Annotated in this window: 14 protein-coding genes; 6 read left to right on the top strand and 8 right to left on the bottom strand. The window is 61.5% G+C overall.

Annotation, left to right across the window (positions count from 1 at the left end):
• Positions 1–81: 81 nt before the first annotated feature.
• Both BLU46_RS17190 and BLU46_RS17185 read left to right on the top strand, forming a co-directional pair.
• On the top strand, positions 82–990 hold the full coding sequence (locus tag BLU46_RS17190; protein ID WP_093203752.1) for a LysR family transcriptional regulator: 909 nt from the start codon (positions 82–84) through the stop codon (positions 988–990).
• A gap of 97 nt (positions 991–1,087) precedes the next feature.
• On the top strand, positions 1,088–2,584 hold the full coding sequence (locus BLU46_RS17185) for a YifB family Mg chelatase-like AAA ATPase (RefSeq protein WP_093203748.1): 1,497 nt from the start codon (positions 1,088–1,090) through the stop codon (positions 2,582–2,584).
• Here the strand turns inward: BLU46_RS17185 and BLU46_RS17180 are convergent.
• Positions 2,571–3,155, bottom strand: coding sequence for a TetR/AcrR family transcriptional regulator (locus tag BLU46_RS17180; RefSeq protein ID WP_093203743.1), 585 nt, complete (start codon positions 3,153–3,155; stop codon positions 2,571–2,573). The genes BLU46_RS17185 and BLU46_RS17180 overlap by 14 nt on opposite strands.
• A gap of 114 nt (positions 3,156–3,269) precedes the next feature.
• On the opposite strand from BLU46_RS17180, the gene BLU46_RS17175 reads away from it, so the two are divergent.
• On the top strand, positions 3,270–4,193 hold the full coding sequence (locus tag BLU46_RS17175; RefSeq protein WP_093203739.1) for an ABC transporter six-transmembrane domain-containing protein: 924 nt from the start codon (positions 3,270–3,272) through the stop codon (positions 4,191–4,193).
• Between the two features lie 117 nt (positions 4,194–4,310).
• Here BLU46_RS17175 and BLU46_RS17170 read toward each other — a convergent pair whose 3' ends face one another.
• Both BLU46_RS17170 and BLU46_RS17165 read right to left on the bottom strand, forming a co-directional pair.
• On the bottom strand, positions 4,311–6,287 hold the full coding sequence (locus tag BLU46_RS17170; RefSeq protein WP_093203734.1) for a methyl-accepting chemotaxis protein: 1,977 nt from the start codon (positions 6,285–6,287) through the stop codon (positions 4,311–4,313).
• A 178-nt stretch (positions 6,288–6,465) separates the two neighbouring features.
• Positions 6,466–7,386, bottom strand: coding sequence for a LysR substrate-binding domain-containing protein (locus tag BLU46_RS17165; RefSeq protein WP_026077860.1), 921 nt, complete (start codon positions 7,384–7,386; stop codon positions 6,466–6,468).
• A 152-nt stretch (positions 7,387–7,538) separates the two neighbouring features.
• Between BLU46_RS17165 and BLU46_RS17160 the strand changes: the two genes are divergently transcribed.
• Positions 7,539–8,942: a NorM family multidrug efflux MATE transporter gene (locus BLU46_RS17160; RefSeq protein ID WP_093203731.1), complete on the top strand. Its 1,404-nt coding sequence runs from the start codon at positions 7,539–7,541 to the stop codon at positions 8,940–8,942.
• 130 nt (positions 8,943–9,072) lie between these two features.
• Here BLU46_RS17160 and BLU46_RS17155 read toward each other — a convergent pair whose 3' ends face one another.
• Positions 9,073–10,743 carry a putative bifunctional diguanylate cyclase/phosphodiesterase gene (locus tag BLU46_RS17155; RefSeq protein WP_063033860.1) on the bottom strand — a complete coding sequence of 557 codons (1,671 nt, stop codon included), beginning with the start codon at positions 10,741–10,743 and terminating at the stop codon, positions 9,073–9,075.
• Positions 10,744–11,010: 267 nt separating this feature from the next.
• On the opposite strand from BLU46_RS17155, the gene rep reads away from it, so the two are divergent.
• Both rep and BLU46_RS17145 read left to right on the top strand, forming a co-directional pair.
• Positions 11,011–13,020, top strand: a complete 2,010-nt coding sequence (gene rep, locus BLU46_RS17150; protein WP_017476688.1) for a DNA helicase Rep — start codon at positions 11,011–11,013, stop codon at positions 13,018–13,020.
• 57 nt (positions 13,021–13,077) lie between these two features.
• Complete coding sequence (locus BLU46_RS17145) at positions 13,078–13,650, top strand: xanthine phosphoribosyltransferase (protein ID WP_008439415.1); 573 nt, start codon at positions 13,078–13,080, stop codon at positions 13,648–13,650.
• 147 nt (positions 13,651–13,797) lie between these two features.
• Here the strand turns inward: BLU46_RS17145 and BLU46_RS17140 are convergent, their stop codons facing one another.
• From BLU46_RS17140 to alr, 4 genes are all read right to left on the bottom strand, one after another.
• The gene (locus BLU46_RS17140) at positions 13,798–15,720 is read right to left on the bottom strand and encodes an acetyl-CoA hydrolase/transferase C-terminal domain-containing protein (protein WP_093203726.1); all 1,923 of its coding nucleotides are present in this window, start codon (positions 15,718–15,720) and stop codon (positions 13,798–13,800) included.
• Positions 15,721–15,855: 135 nt separating this feature from the next.
• The gene (locus tag BLU46_RS17135) at positions 15,856–16,272 is read right to left on the bottom strand and encodes a c-type cytochrome (RefSeq protein WP_003208757.1); all 417 of its coding nucleotides are present in this window, start codon (positions 16,270–16,272) and stop codon (positions 15,856–15,858) included.
• A gap of 182 nt (positions 16,273–16,454) precedes the next feature.
• Complete coding sequence (locus BLU46_RS17130; protein WP_003208755.1) at positions 16,455–17,003, bottom strand: cupin domain-containing protein; 549 nt, start codon at positions 17,001–17,003, stop codon at positions 16,455–16,457.
• Between the two features lie 116 nt (positions 17,004–17,119).
• On the bottom strand, positions 17,120–18,196 hold the full coding sequence (alr, locus tag BLU46_RS17125) for an alanine racemase (RefSeq protein ID WP_093203721.1): 1,077 nt from the start codon (positions 18,194–18,196) through the stop codon (positions 17,120–17,122).
• Between the last annotated feature and the right edge of the window lie 30 nt (positions 18,197–18,226).

Genomic DNA, 18,226 nt, shown 5'->3' with positions numbered 1-18,226 from the left:
GATGTAACAAATCTTATCCAGCCATTTTTTAAAGATATAATGAATTAATCTTATGAAAACCATGCGAAATTGGAATGCAAAATGGACATCAGGGCGCTTCGTTATTTCGTAGAAGTCGTGGACCAGCAGAGCTTTACCAAAGCCGCAGTAAAGCTGCACCTGACCCAGCCAACGGTCAGCAAAATGGTGCAGCAACTTGAAACGAGCCTTGGCTTGAGGCTGCTGGACCGCATGGGAAAACGCTTCACCCTGACGGACGCCGGTGAAATTGTGCTCAAGCGCGCCAAGGAAATGATCGCACTGCACGATGAGATGACCGTTGAGCTGCAAGACTTGCAGCAAGTCGAACGCGGCGCCCTGCGCATGGGACTGTCGCCCTCCACCCACCTCGCACTGGCGCCGATCTTTGCGGAATATCACGCCCGCTACCCGAAGATCGAACTGAAACTGTTCGAAAGCGGCGGCAACGTCACCATTCAGGACCTGCGCCAAGGCACCCTGGAGTTCGGCACCATCCTGGACTCGCCGCGCGTGGCGGATATCTGGTCCGAATTTGAATCCATGCCCTTGTTCGAATCGCCGCTGTGCCTGCTCGCGCCCCATGATTCGCCCTGGCAGGGACGCAGCTCGGTGGAGCTGAGCGAACTGCAAGCCTGCGAATTCATCTTTTACGATGACACCTTCACCCTGAACCAATTCGTACTCGACGCCTGCGCCCTGGCCGGTTTTGAGCCGCGTATCAGCGGGCGCAGTAGCCAATGGGACTTTATCGCCTCCCTGGTACGCCTGGGTGTGGGCATCACCCTGCTGCCCCGGGCGTTCTGCGACACCCTTGATGCCAACCAATTCAGCATCGCGGAAATACAGTCGCCGGCCCTGAACTGGCGGCTGATGCTGGCGTGGCGTCGGCAGTGCAAGCTGTCGTTTGCGGCGCAGGCGTGGTTGACGTTGGCGAAGGAGTTTTTGTGTGTGCCACCGCCCAGCCAGTAGCCCGATACGTTCTGTAAAACCTCGCCGCTGCGTTGCGCCAGCGCTGGACTACCCTTGAAAAACCGCAGGAAGCGGCCACTCATTTCAAGGAACGAGCATGTCCCTCGCCATCGTCCACAGCCGCGCCCAGATTGGCGTTGAAGCCCCCGCCGTCACTGTCGAGGTGCACATGGCCAACGGCTTGCCTTCGCTGACGCTGGTAGGCCTGCCGGAAACCGCCGTCAAGGAAAGCAAAGACCGCGTGCGCAGTGCCATTCTCAATTCTGCGCTGCAATACCCGTCCCGCCGCATCACCCTCAACCTCGCGCCCGCCGACCTGCCCAAGGACGGCGGGCGTTTTGATTTGGCGATTGCGTTGGGGATTCTCGCCGCCAGTGTGCAGGTACCGGCGCTGACCCTCGATAACGTGGAATGCCTGGGAGAGCTTGCACTGTCAGGCGAGGTGCGGGCGGTAAAAGGGGTATTGCCAGCAGCGCTGGCGGCGCGCAAGGCCGGGCGCACTTTGATCGTGCCACGGGCCAATGCGGAAGAGGCGTGCCTGGCCTCGGGATTGAAGGTGATTGCGGTGGATCATCTGCTGCAAGTGGTGGCGCACCTGAACGGTCACGTGCCGATCGAACCCTTCGTTTCCAGTGGCCTGATGTACTTGAACAAACCTTACCCGGACTTGAGTGAAGTGCAGGGCCAACTGGCAGCCAAACGCGCACTGCTGATTGCCGCCGCGGGCGCCCACAACCTGTTGCTCAGCGGGCCACCGGGCACGGGCAAAACCTTGCTCGCCAGCCGTCTGCCGGGGCTGTTGCCGCCCTTGAGTGAACAGGAAGCGCTGGAGGTGGCGGCGATTCAATCAGTGGTCAGCCTGGCGCCGCTGAGCCATTGGCCGCACCGGCCGTTTCGCCAGCCGCACCATTCGGCATCAGGCCCGGCGCTGGTGGGCGGCGGCTCGAAACCGCAGCCGGGGGAAATCACCCTCGCCCATCATGGTGTGTTGTTTCTCGACGAACTGCCGGAGTTTGATCGCAAGGTCTTGGAAGTGCTGCGTGAGCCGCTGGAGTCCGGGCATATCGTGATTGCCCGCGCCCGCGACCGGGTGAGTTTCCCGGCGCGCTTTCAGTTGGTGGCGGCGATGAACCCCTGCCCTTGCGGCTATGTGGGCGAGCCCAGCGGGCGCTGTCGCTGCACGCCGGAGCAGATCCAGCGCTATCGCAACAAGCTCTCGGGTCCGCTGTTGGACCGGATTGACCTGCACGTAACCGTCGCCCGGGAAAGCACTGCGCTGAACCCCGGCAAACAGTCAGGCGACGATACCGCCAGTGCATCCGCCCTCGTGGCCGAGGCCCGGGAGCGTCAGCAACGGCGCCAGGGCTGCGCCAATGCCTTTCTTGATCTGCCGGGGCTACGCCAGCACTGCAAGCTGGCGAAGGCCGATGAAGGCTGGCTGGAGAGTGCGTGCGAACGGCTGACGCTGTCGCTGCGGGCGGCGCATCGTTTGCTCAAGGTCGCCCGCACTCTGGCCGACCTGGAACAGGTGGAAGCCATCGCCCGCCATCATCTGGCGGAAGCTTTGCAGTACCGGCCCGCTAGCGCTTCTTAGGCAACGCCAGGAGCAGCCCCGCCACTTCCATCACCTCATCCATTACCGCCTCAGCGGATTCAACGGAGGGTTTGAGCATCAAGTCATCGGCATAGCCCATGGCGACGGCGAAGAGCTGCCGCGCGGCGCGTTTGGGCGACTCACAGTGGAAAACTTTGGCCGACACACCTTGCTCGATGATCTCGGCGAGCATCGCTTGCCATTGGGCGTTGATCACCAGGTAAGCCTGGGCCAAAGGCTCGTCATGCATGGCTTCATCCCAGGCATCCAGCCACAGCGCCCAACCGGCATCTGCCGTGGAGGGCAAGCAGTCACGCAGGAAACCTTCGAGCGCTCTCAGTGGAGACAGACCTTCCAGCGGCACCCGCACCTCGTCCAGTTGCTCGTTGGCAAACCGCACAAACGCTTCGCGGCGCAGATCTTTCCAGTCGCTGAAGTAATGATAGACGTGGCTGCGGGACAGCCCGGCGTGCTCCGCCAAGTCGCGGGTGGAGACATCGGCGAAGCCTTTGCTGCGAAACAGCTCCAGGGCGGCGGCGATGATCTGGTCTTTACGGTCGATACGCGACATGAGGCTTTTCCTTCAGGCACCGGCAGATCGACGGCGCTTGCTTTTTGAGCGATCGCTCAAGGATACTTGAGCAGTCGCTCAATACTAGCGCTTATCTCACCCTTGGTGCACCCCATGTCATCCGTAACACCGCAAATCCTGATCGAAGAAAGCAAAAAGATCGGGCAACAATCCGCCAGCCAAACCCTCAAGGCGATCGCCAGGGCTTACCCCGGCAAGCTGTTCTGCACCTTGTCGCTGGTGGCCCTGGAAAACGCGTTGCTGCTGGCCTACCCGCTGTTTGCCGGGTTCGCAGTGGACTCAATTATCCGCGGCGACGCCGGCAGCGCGCTGTTCTACGCCGCCGTGGTGCTGGCGTTCTGGGTGGTCGGGGCAGCGCGAAGGGCGCTGGATACGCGCACCTTCACCCGTATCTACGCGGACCTGGCGGTACCGGTGATTCTCAACCAGCGCCTGCAAAACCACAGCACCTCAAGGGCAGCGGCGCGGGTGGTGTTGGCGCGGGACTTTGTGGATTTCTTCGAAAAACATGTGCCGATCATCGCGACGGCGCTGGTGTCGATCGTCGGTGCAGCAGTGATGCTGTTGGTAATCGAGCCGTGGATCGGCCTGGCCTGCCTGACGGCGCTGGTGCTGTGCACAACCTTGTTGCCACGTTTCGCCCGGCGCAATCAGGAGCTGCACGAGCGCTTGAATGACCGCCTGGAAAAGGAAATCGGCCTGGTGGAAAAGGTCGGCGCGCAGACCTTGCAGCGCCACTACCAGGTGCTGTCACGCCTGCGGATCTGGCTGTCGGACCGCGAAGCTGCAGCGTTCCTGTTTATCGGTACGCTGGCCGCGCTGTTGTTTGTGGTCGCCATCAGCCAGTTGGCGCTGTCGCCGGCGGTCAAGGCCGGCCACGTGTATGCGGTGATGACTTACCTGTGGACCTTTGTCAGCAGCCTGGATGAAGCGCCAGGGATGGTTGATCAACTGGCGCGACTCAAGGACATTGGCAAGCGTGTGGACCCAGGGCTGGGCGACCGATCCGACGTTTGAGGCGTCGGGTCGGCCGTCATCGCGGGCAAGCCCGGCTCCCACAGTGGACCGCGTACTCCAGAACAACACGGTCAACTGTGGGAGCGGGCTTGCCCGCGATGAGGCCCGAACAGTCAATCAACGAAACCGGTCAACCTCATGCCGCAAGCCCGCCGCCAGGGTCTCCAGTTCCTTGGCGGTGATCGCAAGGTTGGACACCACTTCACGCTGCTCGCTGTTGGCCAGGGCGATGCTCTGCAAGTTGCTGCTTAGCAGGGTCGCCGTGCTGCTCTGCTCCTGGGTCGCCGTGGTAATCGCCGCAAACTGCTGGCCCGCCGAGCGGCTTTGCTCATCGATCCGCGCCAGCGCAGAAGCCACGTCAGCATTGCGCGCAAGGCCCTCCTGCATCAGCACGTTGCCTTGTTCCATGGTGCTGATGGCGTTGCCGGTTTCCTGCTGGATGCTCTGGATCATCCCGGAAATTTCGTCCGTGGCCTGACGAGTACGCGACGCGAGGTTGCGTACTTCATCCGCCACCACCGCAAACCCGCGCCCTTGCTCACCGGCCCGCGCCGCTTCGATGGCGGCGTTGAGCGCCAGCAGGTTGGTCTGTTCGGCAATCGCGGTGATCACACCGACGATCCCGCCAATTTCCTGGGAGCGCTGGCCCAAGGTATTGATCACCGTGGCCGTGCTGTTCAGCGCGGTGGCGATGTGTTCCAGGGACGACGACGCTTCTTGCATCGAGGTGCGGCCGATCTTGGTTTGCTGGGCGTTGTCCTGGGCCAGGCGCTCGGTGTTGCCCATGTTGTCGGCAATGTTCAGCGAGGTGGCGCTGAACTCTTCTACCGCGCCGGCCATGCTGGTGATTTCGCCGGACTGCTGCTCCATGCCTTCGTACGCACCGCCGGACAAACCCGATAGCGCCTGGGCACGGCTGTTAACGTCTTCAGCCGCCTTGCGAATGTGCGACACCATGGTCGACAGCGCTTCGCCCATCTGGTTGAAACTGCGGGCCAACTGGCCGATTTCGTCATGGCTGGAAACATTCAGGCGCGCGCTCAAATCACCGGCGCCCAGGGCTTCTGCCTGACGTACCAGGTCGCCCAAAGGCTGCAACTTGCTGCGCAGCAGCCAGACCGCCGCGCCCACCGCCAGCAGCATCGCGAGCAAACTGCCGATCGCCAGGCGAATCCCCACCGACCAGGTCACCGCGCGAATTTCGGCTTTCGGCATGCTCGCCACCACCGACCACGGGCCGCCTTCAAACGGCACCGCGACGCTGTAGAAATCTTCGTTCTTGTCGCTCCAGAAACGGCCTTTTCCAGGTTTGGCGGCCAGGTCGAGCATGACCGGAATCGACTGATCCAGCGCCTGCACCCCAGCTGGCGGGACCAACCAGTGTTTCTGTTCGTCCAGCAGCGCCAGGGAACCGGTCTGGCCGATGCGGAAGCGCTTGAGGTTGTCGAACTGGGCGTTCTGCGCGTCGGTGTAGTCGAAGCCGACAAACAGCACCGCAATCACTTTGCCGCTGGCATCGCGCACCGGGCTGTACTGGGTCATGTAGGAGCGATCAAACAACACCGCGCGGCCGACGTAGCCCTGCCCGCCGAGCAAGCGTTGATAGGCCGGGTGCTGATGATCCAGCGCCGTGCCAATGGCGCGGCTGCCGTCCTGCTTGGTCAGGGATGTGCTGACGCGGATAAAGTCCTCGCCGCTGCGTACGAATACGGTCGCCACGCCGCCGGACATCTGCTTGAACTCATCAACTTCAGCGAAATTGTTGTTGAGCACTTCCTCGCCCAGGTACAGGCCCGGCGTCTGCACGCCCGCCACCGCCACCGGTTGCTCAGGGCGCGTACTCAAACCGGCGCTGAAGCGCTTTTCAAACAGCCCGCTCAAACGCTGGGTACTTTCGCGCAAGGTGCTGTGGAAGGTATTGAGTTGGTCAGCCAGCAAGCGAGCCTCGCTGGCCAGATGCTCCTCGCGGGTGTCGAGGTTGGCGGAGTCCAGCGAACGCAAGGCGAACACTGTGCTGCCGCTGATGACGACAGCCAGTATCACGGCGAGGGCGAGCCCCAGTTGAGAGGCGATCCGGGCGCGAGGTTGAGACATGAAGGCTCCTGGCCGAGGCCAGGATCATCCTGATCTCATAGCGCTGCTCGGCAAAATTCTAATAGGGGAAACGTTGTAGAACGGTAGTTCCAACAACCCTACTTCGGCGGGCAGGCTCAATACTTGAGCGAATCACAGGGGTATCACGCAAACGATTGCTGCCCGGTGCGCAATCCGCTCAGGCGAGGCGCTCTACCTGGGGCAATTCCATGGCCTGCACCTCGCTCTGGAGAAAGTCACCCAGCCGTCGCAAACGCTCACCGCCGGGCCGGGTCTTTGGCCACACCAGATAGTAATTTTCCCCACTGGCCACCGCGGTGGGCCATGGCAGGCTCAGGCGGCCCTGGGCCACGTCTTCAGCCACCATCAGCAAGTCACCCATGGACACGCCGTACCCCCGCGCGGCGGCAATCATGCCCAGCTCCAATGTGTCGAACACCTGCCCGCCCTTGAGCGATACCTGGGATGACAGCCCCATGCGCTCCAGCCAATAGCGCCAGTCACGCCGGTCCGGCGTCGGGTGCAGCAATTCGGCAGAGGCCAGCCGCGTGACGTCCCAGGGCCCGTCGCTCAACAGGTTCGGCGCACCCACTGGAATCAGCAGTTCAGGAAACAGGTAGCAGGCTTCCCAGTCCGGCGGGAAGTGACCGTTACTCAGCAATACCGCGCAATCGAACGGCTCCTGGTTGAAGTCCACCTCATCGACACTCATCCAGGCGCTGGTCAGTTGCACTTCATTGCCCGGCTGCAAATGCCGGAAGCGACTGAGCCGTGCCAGCAGCCAACGCATGGTCAGGGTGGACGGCGCCTTCATGCGCAGGATGTCGTCCTCCGCATTCAATGTATGGCAGGCGCGCTCCAGGGCCGCAAAGCCTTCGCGCACGCCCGGCAGCAACAGGCGCGCCGCCTCGGTGAGTTGCAAGGTGCGGCCGCTGCGTTGGAACAGGCGGCAGGCGAAGTGCTCTTCCAGGGTGCGAATGTGCCGGCTTACCGCACTTTGGGTAATCGACAACTCTTCCGCCGCCCGGGTGAACGAGTTGTAACGGGAAGCCGCTTCAAACGCCCGCAAGGCGTAAAGAGGAGGAAGACGACGAGACATGGCGAAAGCTCCGACGGCGCAATCTCGAAACCCTACCAGAATCACTCAGGCATGAGTTTTAATCATGCGCGCCATCGGATTTATCCCTTTGTGCAATGCGCTGTGGGCGCCGAGAATCAACCCTTCCACCCTTCCCTGACTTTTTGAGCGTGATGATCATGCAGCATCCGGCACGTACCGAACTCTGGGCCATTCTGCGGCTGTCAGGGCCGTTGATTGCCTCACAGTTGGCCCACATGCTGATGGTGCTGACCGACACCCTGATGATGGCGCGGCTGAGCCCCGAGGCCCTGGCCGGCGGCGGCCTGGGTGCGGCGAGCTATTCGTTCGTGTCGATTTTCTGCATCGGCGTGATCGCCGCCGTGGGCACGCTGGTCGCGATCCGCCAGGGCGCGGGCGACATTGAAGGCGCCACCCGCCTGACCCAGGCCGGGTTGTGGCTGGCCTGGTTGATGGCGCTGGTGGCCGGCTTGCTGCTGTGGAACCTCAAGCCGGTGTTGCTGATGTTCGGCCAGACCGAAACCAACGTCGCGTCCGCCGGCCAGTTCCTGACCATCCTGCCGTTCGCCCTGCCCGGCTACCTGACGTTCATGGCCCTGCGCGGCTTCACCAGCGCCATCGGCAAGGCCACACCGGTGATGGTTATCAGCCTTTGCGGCACAGTGATCAACTACCTGCTCAACCACGCGTTGATCGAAGGCATGTTCGGCCTACCGAAACTCGGCCTGGTGGGCATTGGCCTGGTCACGGCCATCGTCGCCAACTGCATGGCACTGGCGCTGATCTGGTACATCAAATACAACCGTGCTTACGACGCCTACCCGCTGCGCAAGGGCCTGCTGCGGCCGAACCTGCATTACCTGCGGGAACTGTGGCGCCTGGGCCTGCCGATTGGGGGCACCTACGCGGTGGAAGTCGGGCTGTTTGCGTTCGCCGCTTTGTGCATGGGCACCATGGGCAGTACGCAATTGGCTGCGCACCAGATTGCCCTGCAGATTGTGTCAGTGGCGTTCATGGTCCCGGCGGGCATGTCCTACGCAATCACTATGCGCATCGGCCAGCATTACGGGGCCGGGAACCTGCTGGAAGCACGGCTGGCCGGGCGGGTGGGCATCGGCTTTGGCGCATTGGTGATGCTGGGCTTTGCAGCAGTGCTGTGGTTGTTCTCGCATCAGTTGATCAGCTTGTTCCTCGACCAGCATGACCCGGCGTTTCGCGACGTGATCAACCTCGCCGTGAGCTTGCTGGCGGTGGCCGCGTGGTTTGAGCTGTTCGACGGTGTGCAGACCATCGCCATGGGCTGCATTCGCGGGCTCAAGGACGCCAAGACCACCTTCCTGGTCGGGTTGGGATGCTACTGGCTGATCGGCGCACCGGCTGCGTGGTTGATGGCGTTCAACCTCGGCTGGGGGCCGACTGGCGTGTGGTGGGGCCTGGCGCTGGGCCTGGCGTGCGCGGCAATCAGCCTGACCTGGGCGTTTGAACGGAAGATGAAGCGGATGATTCGCCAGGAGCCTGAAACCCAACGCGGATTTCAAGCCGCGCAGCCTGAGTAACGGCTGTACTCGGTCAAATGTGGGAGCGGGCTTGCTCGCGAATGCGGTGGGTCAGCCATGAATGGGTTGGCTGAAATACCGCATTCGCGAGCAAGCCCGCTCCCACATTTTTTAGATCGGGCTCACACCATCAGATCACGCCGCCCACCAGTTCCTGGCTGTCACCAAACGTCAGGTAGTCCACCAGCTCCGCCAGCGGCAACGGCTTGCTGATCAGGTAACCCTGAGCCTGATCGCAGCCGAACAACCGCAGCAACGCCAGTTGCTCTGCGGTTTCCACGCCCTCGGCTACTACTTCCAGGTTCAGGTTGTGGGCCAGGTTGATCATCGCGTGGACCAACTTGCGATTCTCTTCGCGCTCTTCCATGCCGCCGACGAAGCTTTTGTCGATCTTCAGCAAGGCAATCGGCAGGCTGTTGAGGTGCACGAACGACGAGAAGCCGGTGCCAAAGTCATCCAGGGAAAAGCGCACGCCCAGGCGGCCAAGGGCGTCCATGGTCTGCTTGACCAGGTCGCTGCGGCGCATCACGGCGGTTTCCGTCAGTTCAAATTCCAGCCACTGAGCTTCCACGCCACGCTCGGCAATCAGCCGGCTGAGGGTGCTGAGCAATTGGCTGTCCTGGAACTGGCGGAACGACAGGTTGACCGCCATGTGCAACGGCGCAATCCCGCGTTCGCGCAGGTCCTGCATGTCGCGCAGCGCCCGGGAAATCACCCAGTAGCCCAGCGGCACGATCAAGCCGCTCTGCTCGGCCAGGGGCACGAACTCGCTCGGCGGCAACAGCCCTCGCTCGCCGTGGCGCCAGCGCACCAGCGCTTCGAGGCCGACGATATGCCCGTCGTCGAGGTCCAACCGCGGTTGGTAATGCAGTTCCAGCTCGTCACGGCGCAACGCCCGGCGCAGTTCGCTTTCAAGGTCGGCGAGGCTGCGGGCATTGCGGTTGATGCGTTCGTTGAAGATATGAAAGGTACAGCCCTGGGTGCTCTTGGCTTGCTGCATGGCGATATGGGCGTGCCACATCAGCGGGTCGGCACCGGCCCTGGCGCGGGCATGTGCCACGCCGAGGCTGCAGCCGATCAGCAGGCTTTCGCCATCGACCCAATACGGTTCGGCCATGGCTTCGATGATGCGTTCGGCCATCCATTCGGCGCGCTGGGGCGCACGGCGGGTATCGATCAGCAGGGCGAATTCATCGCTGCCCAGGCGTGCCAGTTGATCGCCGGCCTCCAATTGGCTCTTGAGCCGCGAGACCACTTGCAGGATCAGCCGGTCACCGGCCTGGTGACCGAGGGCATCGTTGGCGTGACGGAAGTTGTCCAGGTCGAGGTGACCGAGGGCGACGCCACGGCCTTCGTTTTCCGCCAGGCGGGCGGTCAACAGGGTCTGGAAGCCCTGGCGGTTGGCGATGCCGGTCAGCGGGTCCTGCTCGGCCAGGCGTTGCAGGGTGTTTTCCAGCACACCGCGCTCGCGCACATGCCGCAGGCACCGGCGCAATGTATCGACATCCAATGCATTCAGAATCAGCCAGTCGCTGACGCCAAGGGGCGAAACCAGAGGTTCCTCTTCCAACAGCAATACCGTTGGCAAGCTGCAACGACCGGGGCCGGGCTGAAGACTGGCCGTGGTCAACAACACCGCACTGTGATCGTCGTCGAACAGATTGCTCACAGACTCCCAGTTTGGCGCGCTGATCAGCACAGCTCCGTCGCCCATCGGCGCCAGGCACTCGCGCAATAACGCTGCCCACGCTGGCTCATCGGCCAGTAGCAGCAAACGCAAGGGTTCGACAGGCGTAGACAAGCTAGCTCCCTAGACTCTGCAAAATTTCGTTGGCGGCGGGCATTATGACGTGCGACCTGATAATGACCAATGATATGGGTTATCAAATACACACTGTGCGGCGCTAGACCGAACAATAGTCCTAAATGCCCTGCACATCCTGCGGCAAAGTAACAAAACCGGCAAATTTAGATCGAGTGGTACGTCACACTGTCGTTCAGAGGCAGCAGAATCTTGCCAGCCTGTTAAAATGCCCGCCCTTTTGATCAATGACTCCCTGAATTCTGTATGTCCCGACTCAATCCCCGGCAGCAAGAAGCCGTGAACTACGTCGGCGGCCCTCTATTGGTGCTCGCCGGTGCCGGTTCCGGCAAGACCAGCGTGATCACCCGCAAGATCGCGCACCTGATCCAGAGCTGCGGCATCCGCGCCCAGTACATCGTCGCCATGACCTTTACCAACAAGGCGGCGCGGGAAATGAAAGAGCGCGTCGGCACCCTGCTCAAGGGTGGCGAAGGCCGTGGCCTCACCGTGTGTACCTTCCACAACCTGGGGCTGAACATCATCCGCAAGGAGCATGTGCGGTTGGGCTACAAGCCGGGCTTCTCGATCTTTGACGAGACTGACGTCAAGGCGCTGATGACCGACATCATGCAAAAGGAATACGCGGGCGACGACGGCGTCGACGAGATCAAGAACATGATCGGCTCGTGGAAAAACGACCTGATCCTGCCCGCCGAAGCCCTGGAAAACGCGCGCAACCCCAAGGAACAGACCGCCGCCATCGTCTACACCCACTACCAGCGCACGCTCAAGGCGTTCAACGCGGTGGACTTCGACGACCTGATCCTGCTGCCGGTGAAGCTGTTCCAGGAACACGCCGACATCCTCGAAAAGTGGCAGAACAAAGTCCGCTACCTGCTGGTGGACGAATACCAGGACACCAACGCCAGCCAATACCTGCTGGTGAAGCTGCTGATCGGCAAGCGCAACCAGTTCACCGTGGTGGGCGACGACGACCAGTCGATCTACGCCTGGCGCGGCGCCCGCCCGGAAAACCTGATGCTGCTCAAGGACGACTACCCGTCCCTGAAAGTGGTGATGCTGGAGCAGAACTACCGCTCCACCAGCCGCATCCTGCGTTGCGCCAACGTACTGATCTCCAACAACCCCCACGAGTTTGAAAAACAACTCTGGAGCGAGATGGGCCACGGCGACGAGATCCGCGTGATCCGCTGCCGCAACGAAGACGCCGAAGCCGAGCGCGTGGCCGTCGAACTGCTCACCCTGCACCTGCGTACCGACCGGCCCTACAGCGACTTTGCGATCCTGTACCGCGGCAACTACCAGGCCAAGCTGATCGAGCTGAAGCTGCAGCACCACCAGATTCCTTATCGTCTGTCGGGCGGCAACAGCTTTTTCGGACGCCAGGAAGTGAAAGACCTGATGGCCTACTTCCGGCTGATCGTGAACCCGGACGACGACAACGCGTTCCTGCGGGTAATCAACGTCCCACGTCGGGAAATCGGTTCGACCACCCTGGAAAAGCTCGGCAACTACGCCACCGAACGCAAGATCTCGATGTACGCCGCCACCGACGAAATCGGCCTGGGCGAGCACCTGGACACCCGCTTCACCGATCGCCTGGCGCGCTTCAAGCGCTTCATGGACAAGGTGCGCGAGCAGTGCGCCGGCGAAGACCCGATCAGCGCCCTGCGCAGCATGGTCATGGACATCGACTACGAGAACTGGCTGCGCACCAACAGCTCCAGCGACAAGGCCGCCGATTACCGCATGGGCAACGTGTGGTTTCTGATCGAGGCGTTGAAAAATACCCTCGAGAAGGACGAAGAAGGCGAGATGACCGTCGAGGACGCCATCGGCAAGCTGGTCCTGCGGGACATGCTTGAACGCCAGCAGGAAGAGGAAGACGGCGCCGAAGGCGTGCAGATGATGACCTTGCATGCGTCCAAGGGCCTGGAATTCCCCTACGTGTTCATCATGGGCATGGAAGAGGAAATCCTCCCGCACCGCTCCAGCATCGAAGCCGACACCATCGAAGAAGAACGGCGCCTGGCCTACGTGGGCATTACCCGCGCGCGTCAGACCCTGGCCTTCACCTTTGCCGCCAAGCGCAAGCAGTACGGCGAGATCATTGATTGTGCCCCCAGCCGGTTCCTTGACGAACTGCCGCCGGATGACCTGGCATGGGAAGGCAACGACGACACACCAACCGAAGTCAAAGCCGTTCGCGGCAATACCGCCCTGGCGGATATACGCGCGATGTTAAAGCGCTAGAATCGACTACTTTTTAATCTACTTTCGGCGCGTGTTGCGCCAACAGAGGAAGCTTTCGTGGAAGCACTGCACAAGAAAATTCGCGAAGAAGGCATCGTGCTTTCCGATCAGGTACTCAAGGTCGACGCCTTTCTGAACCACCAGATCGACCCGGCGCTGATGAAACTGATCGGTGATGAATTCGCTGCGTTGTTCAAGGATTCGGGCATCACCAAGATCGTCACCATCGAAGCCTCGGGCATTGCACCGGCGATCATGACCGGCCTGAACCTCGGCGTACCGGTGATTTTCGCGCGCAAGCAACAGTCCCTGACCCTGACTGAAAACCTGCTGTCGGCGACGGTGTATTCCTTCACCAAGAAAACCGAAAGCACCGTGGCGATCTCGCCGCGCCACCTGACCAGCAGCGACCGCGTGCTGATCATTGATGACTTCCTGGCTAACGGTAAGGCATCCCAGGCGCTGATTTCGATCATCAAACAGGCCGGCGCGACCGTTGCAGGTTTGGGGATTGTGATCGAGAAGTCGTTCCAGGGTGGCCGTGCGGAGCTGGATGCACAGGGTTATCGGGTTGAGTCGCTGGCGCGGGTGCAGTCGTTGGCGGGTGGGGTTGTGACCTTTATCGAGTAATTTGCAGCACTGCAAATCCCGAGTGAACACAATTCAAAATGTGGGAGCTGGCTTGCCTGCGATAGCGGAGTGTCAGTCGACAGAGATGTCGACTGTCAGGCCCTCATCGCAGGCAAGCCAGCTCCCACATTTGATTTGTGGTGTTTGTTAGTGCGCGGTGGCTTGTAGGCCCGCTAGCAGCAGCCGCTGGTACAGGTCCTCTTTCAACCCCTCCGGCTTATCCAACCCCATCCGCACCAAATGCTCGGGAAACGCCTCCGGCTCCGGTGCATCCAGCGCCGCCTTGCCCAGTTCCACAATCTCCGTCAGCTTGAATTTGCTCTTGAGCCAGTTCAACGCCCGCAGCAAATCCCGCTCTTCATCGGTGAAATCACAGCCCAACGGATACTCCGGGAACAACCGTGGATGCCGCGCCTGAATCGCCTGCAGACGCTCCGGCGTGTTGTCGGCAAACCGCGGATCCAGCTGGAAATCCTTCGGCAACTTCCCGGCCTTCTGCGCCTGTTCGATCAAGTCTTCCTGGAACCGTGAGTCGGTGATATTCAGCAGCGCCTCGATTACCTTGGCATCGGTCTGCCCACGCAAATCCGCGATCCCGTATTCGGTGATGACGATGTCCCGCAGGTGCCGGGGAATGGTGCAGTGGCCGTATTCCCAGACGATATTGGAACTGACCTCGCCCCCCGATTCGCGCCAGCTGCGCAGGATCAGGATCGAGCGCGCGCCTTCCAGCGCATGGCCCTGGGCGACAAAGTTGTATTGCCCGCCAACGCCGCTGAGCACCCGGCCGTCTTCCAACTGGTCGGCCACGCCCGCGCCCAGCAGCGTCACCGTAAATGCACTGTTGATAAACCGCGCATCCAGGCGCTGCAAACGCTTGAGTTCTTCCTGCCCGTACAGCTCGTTGATGTAGCTGATGCGGGTCATGTTGAATTCCAGACGCTTGCTCTGGGGCAAATCCCGCAGGCGCTCGTAGAAACTTTGCGGGCCGAGGAAGAAGCCGCCGTGCACCGAAATGCCGTCGGTCTGCGCGGCTTCGTCCAGGGTGCCGGCGTTAGCCCGCTCCTGAGTCGCCACGTCCGGGTACACCTTGCGCCGCACAATCCCGGCGTCGGCCAGCACCAGCAGGCCGTTGACGAACATTTCGCTGCAACCGTACAGGCCACGGGCGAAGGGTGCGACGCCACCTTCATGGCTGATCAGCGGCGCCCATTGGTACACATCCAGGTCGGTGAGCAACAGGCGATACGCCTCGTTGTCCGCCTGACGCGCCAGCAAGGCGGCGGTCAGTGCGTCGCCCATGGAGCCGATGCCGATCTGCAGGGTGCCGCCGTCGCGCACCAGGGTGCTGGCGTGCAAACCGATAAAGTGGTCCTGGAAACCTACAGGCATGTTCGGCGTGGAGAACAGCGTGGTGCTGTCCTTCTCGTCGATCAGGAAGTCGAATTCGTCCATGCCCAGTTCGGCGTCGCCGGGCATGTAGGGCAAATCACTGTGAACCTGGCCCACCACCAGGATGGTTTCACCGGCCTCGCGGCGCTTGGCGATCATCGGCAACAGGTCGAGTGTGATGTCGGGGTTGCAGCTCAGGCTCAGGCGATCCGGGTGTTCGGCGCTGCTGGCCACCAGCTGCGCAACGAGGTTCAGGCCGGCGGCGTTGATATCACGGGCGGCGTGGCTGTAGTTGCTGCTGACGTAATCCTGCTGAGCCGAGGCGCTGTGCAACAAACTGCCGGGCTGCATGAAGAACTGCTGCACGTGAATGTTGGCCGGCAGATTGTCCTTGTGCAGGGCGGCGAGGAAATCCAGCTCGGGATAGTCGCCGAAAACCCGTTCGATAAAAGGTTCGAGGAAGCGCTTCTGCAAGCCATCGCCCAAGGTGGGGCGGCCCAGGACCAGGGCGGTGTAAATGGTCAGCGCCCGATCCGGCAGCTTGGCGACACGCCGGTACAGCGCGTTGACGAACAGGTTGGGTTTGCCCAGGCCCAGGGGCATTCCCATGTGAATATGCGCCGGCAGCCGTGCCAGTACGTCGTCGACCGCTTGCTCGATTGAACACAACTGCACCATCCGACTTCTCCCGAACATTCCATGAATTGGGGTTGGACCGAGCTTGCCGGGTCTTTGCTGCAAAGAACAGCCTAAAAAGGCAAATCGCGGGCACAAAAAAGCCGCTGGTCAGCGGCTTTTTTGGCGAAGATCGGTTTATTTAAGACCCGACATCTTCTCGATCGCGCCTTTAAGCTCGGCATCCGAGCAGTCGGCGCAGGTGCCTTTGGGTGGCATTGCATTCAGGCCGGTGATGGCCTTGGCCAGCAGGCCGTCGAGGCCACCCTGGTGGTCCGCGCGGTCTTTCCAGGCGGCGGTGTCACCAATTTTCGGGGCGCCCAACAGACCGGTACCGTGGCAAGCGTTGCAGTGCTTGGCGATCACGTCATCCGGCGATTTCGCGCCACCGCCGCCGCCCGCAGCCACTGCCACTTCCATCCCCTTGCACTCTTGCCCCTGGACGCACACCTGGCCGACAGGCTCCAGGCGTTTGGCAATTTCATCATTGGTCGCAGCTTGAGCGCTGACAGCCCATAGGGCCAGTACGGTTGCTGGTGCAGCCAGCATTTTCATAATTAGGTTCACGCGTTCACCCTCAATGGTGGCTATTCACGCCTGCGGCCACGGTTTCGCAGGCGGCGAAAGTATAACGGTTAGCCCGCCGCGCCGAAACAACCCTATTAACCAAGGGGAGATTCAGCAGGGCGGAATGCTGCTATGGGAGTCTCTGCGACATAGGCAGGACGCCTCTTTTCTTAAAAGTTCGCGGGTGTGGCTGCGCTGATTAGTCGCGCCGGCACTTCGAACGGATTACGAAAACGGTGCGGCTTAGTGCTTTCAAAGTAGTAGCTATCGCCGGCTTCGAGCACAAAAGTTTCAAGACCGACTACCAGCTCCAGGCGGCCTTCCACCAGAATCCCGGTTTCCTCGCCCTCATGGGTGAGCATCTCTTCGCCGGTATCAGCACCTGGCGGGTAGATCTCGTTGAGGAACGCAATCGCCCGGCTCGGATGCGCGCGGCCCACCAGTTTCATGGTGACGGCGCCGTCGGAGATATCGATCAGCTCATTGGCTTTATAGACGATCTGGGTCGGTTTTTCCTGGAGGATCTCCTCGGAAAAGAACTCCACCATCGACATGGGAATGCCGCCCAGCACCTTGCGCAAGGAGCTGATGGAGGGGCTGACACTGTTTTTTTCGATCATCGAAATGGTGCTGTTGGTGACGCCCGCGCGCTTGGCTAGCTCACGCTGGGAAAGACCTTTCAGTTTACGGATGGATTGCAGTCGTTCGCCGACGTCCAATGCAGGAGCCTCCTAGGATTCAGGCGTTGTTGTAATTGAGCGTTATCATGGCGACAGCGTTCAGTATTTACAACACTTTGGCCTAAATCCCGGGATCCGCCATTCGTGGGTGCCGCTCAAGCGCCGGAATAGAGCCGTGGCACCCGGCGCAGGTTGCAGAAGATCTGGTACGGAATGGTGTCGGCGGCGGTGGCAACGTCACTGGCGAGGATGTTTTTGCCCCACAACTCGACGGTGGAGCCGAGCCCGGCCTGAGGTACGTCGGTCAGGTCGATACACAGCATGTCCATCGACACACGGCCCAGCAGTTGACTGCGCTGGCCGGCCACCAGCACTGGGGTGCCGGTGGGCGCGTGGCGCGGGTAGCCGTCGGCATAACCCATGGCAACCACGCCGACGCGCATCGGTTTCGGGGTGATGAACTTGGCGCCGTAGCCCACCGGCTCGCCGGCCGGCAGTTCACGTACGCAGATGACTTTCGACTCAAGGGTCATCACCGGCTGCAAGCGCGCGGCGATGGCCTGGTCCTCGCCAAACGGCGTGGCGCCGTAAAGCATGATACCCGGGCGTACCCAGTCACTGGACACGTTCGGCCAGCCCAGCACCGACGGCGAATTGCGCAGGCTGACCTGGGCCGACAAGCCCTGGCGCGCCGCTTCAAACACCGCGACTTGCTCTTCGCTGCTGGTGCTGTCGAGCTCATCGGCACGGGCGAAGTGGCTCATCAGCACGATCTTCGCGACTTTGCCGCTGGCCAGCAGGCGCTGGTAAGCGTCGTGATAATCCTTGGGGTGCAAGCCGACACGGTGCATGCCCGAATCAAGCTTGAGCCAAACGGTCAGCGGCTTGCTGAGCTGCGCCTGTTCAATTGCATCCAGCTGCCACAGCGAATGCACCACGCACCAGAAATCATGCTCGATGATCAGCGGCAGCTCGTCGGCTTCGAAAAAACCTTCCAGCAACAGCACCGGCCCGTGAATGCCGGCGGCCCGCAGTTCCAGCGCTTCCTCGATGCAGGCGACGGCAAACCCGTCCGCCTCGGCTTCCAGCGCCTGAGCAACGCGCACGGCACCATGGCCGTAGGCATCGGCCTTGATCACGGCGAGGGCCTTGGCCCCACCCGTGACTTCACGGGCCAGTTGATAATTGTGGCGCAGGGCTTGGAGGTCGATCAGGGCACGGGCAGGACGCATGGCGGCAGGCTTCTAGGCGGCAGTGAGAAG

It is taken from the genome of Pseudomonas yamanorum, assembly GCF_900105735.1.
Classification (GTDB): domain Bacteria; phylum Pseudomonadota; class Gammaproteobacteria; order Pseudomonadales; family Pseudomonadaceae; genus Aquipseudomonas; species Aquipseudomonas yamanorum.
The sequence above is the reverse complement of the archived record's forward strand: the minus strand, read 5'-3'. Positions and strand labels throughout refer to the sequence as shown.

Excerpts from the sequence above, each read along its gene's own strand:
- BLU46_RS17135 (WP_003208757.1), bottom strand. The coding sequence starts at position 16,272 with ATGAAAATGCTGGCTGCACCAGCAACCGTACTGGCCCTATGGGCTGTC.
- alr (WP_093203721.1), bottom strand. The coding sequence starts at position 18,196 with ATGCGTCCTGCCCGTGCCCTGATCGACCTCCAAGCCCTGCGCCACAAT.
- rep (WP_017476688.1), top strand. The coding sequence starts at position 11,011 with ATGTCCCGACTCAATCCCCGGCAGCAAGAAGCCGTGAACTACGTCGGC.
- BLU46_RS17140 (WP_093203726.1), bottom strand. The coding sequence starts at position 15,720 with ATGGTGCAGTTGTGTTCAATCGAGCAAGCGGTCGACGACGTACTGGCA.
- BLU46_RS17180 (WP_093203743.1), bottom strand. The coding sequence starts at position 3,155 with ATGTCGCGTATCGACCGTAAAGACCAGATCATCGCCGCCGCCCTGGAG.
- BLU46_RS17165 (WP_026077860.1), bottom strand. The coding sequence starts at position 7,386 with ATGTCTCGTCGTCTTCCTCCTCTTTACGCCTTGCGGGCGTTTGAAGCG.
- BLU46_RS17160 (WP_093203731.1), top strand. The coding sequence starts at position 7,539 with ATGATCATGCAGCATCCGGCACGTACCGAACTCTGGGCCATTCTGCGG.
- BLU46_RS17170 (WP_093203734.1), bottom strand. The coding sequence starts at position 6,287 with ATGTCTCAACCTCGCGCCCGGATCGCCTCTCAACTGGGGCTCGCCCTC.
- BLU46_RS17190 (WP_093203752.1), top strand. The coding sequence starts at position 82 with ATGGACATCAGGGCGCTTCGTTATTTCGTAGAAGTCGTGGACCAGCAG.
- BLU46_RS17175 (WP_093203739.1), top strand. The coding sequence starts at position 3,270 with ATGTCATCCGTAACACCGCAAATCCTGATCGAAGAAAGCAAAAAGATC.
- BLU46_RS17185 (WP_093203748.1), top strand. The coding sequence starts at position 1,088 with ATGTCCCTCGCCATCGTCCACAGCCGCGCCCAGATTGGCGTTGAAGCC.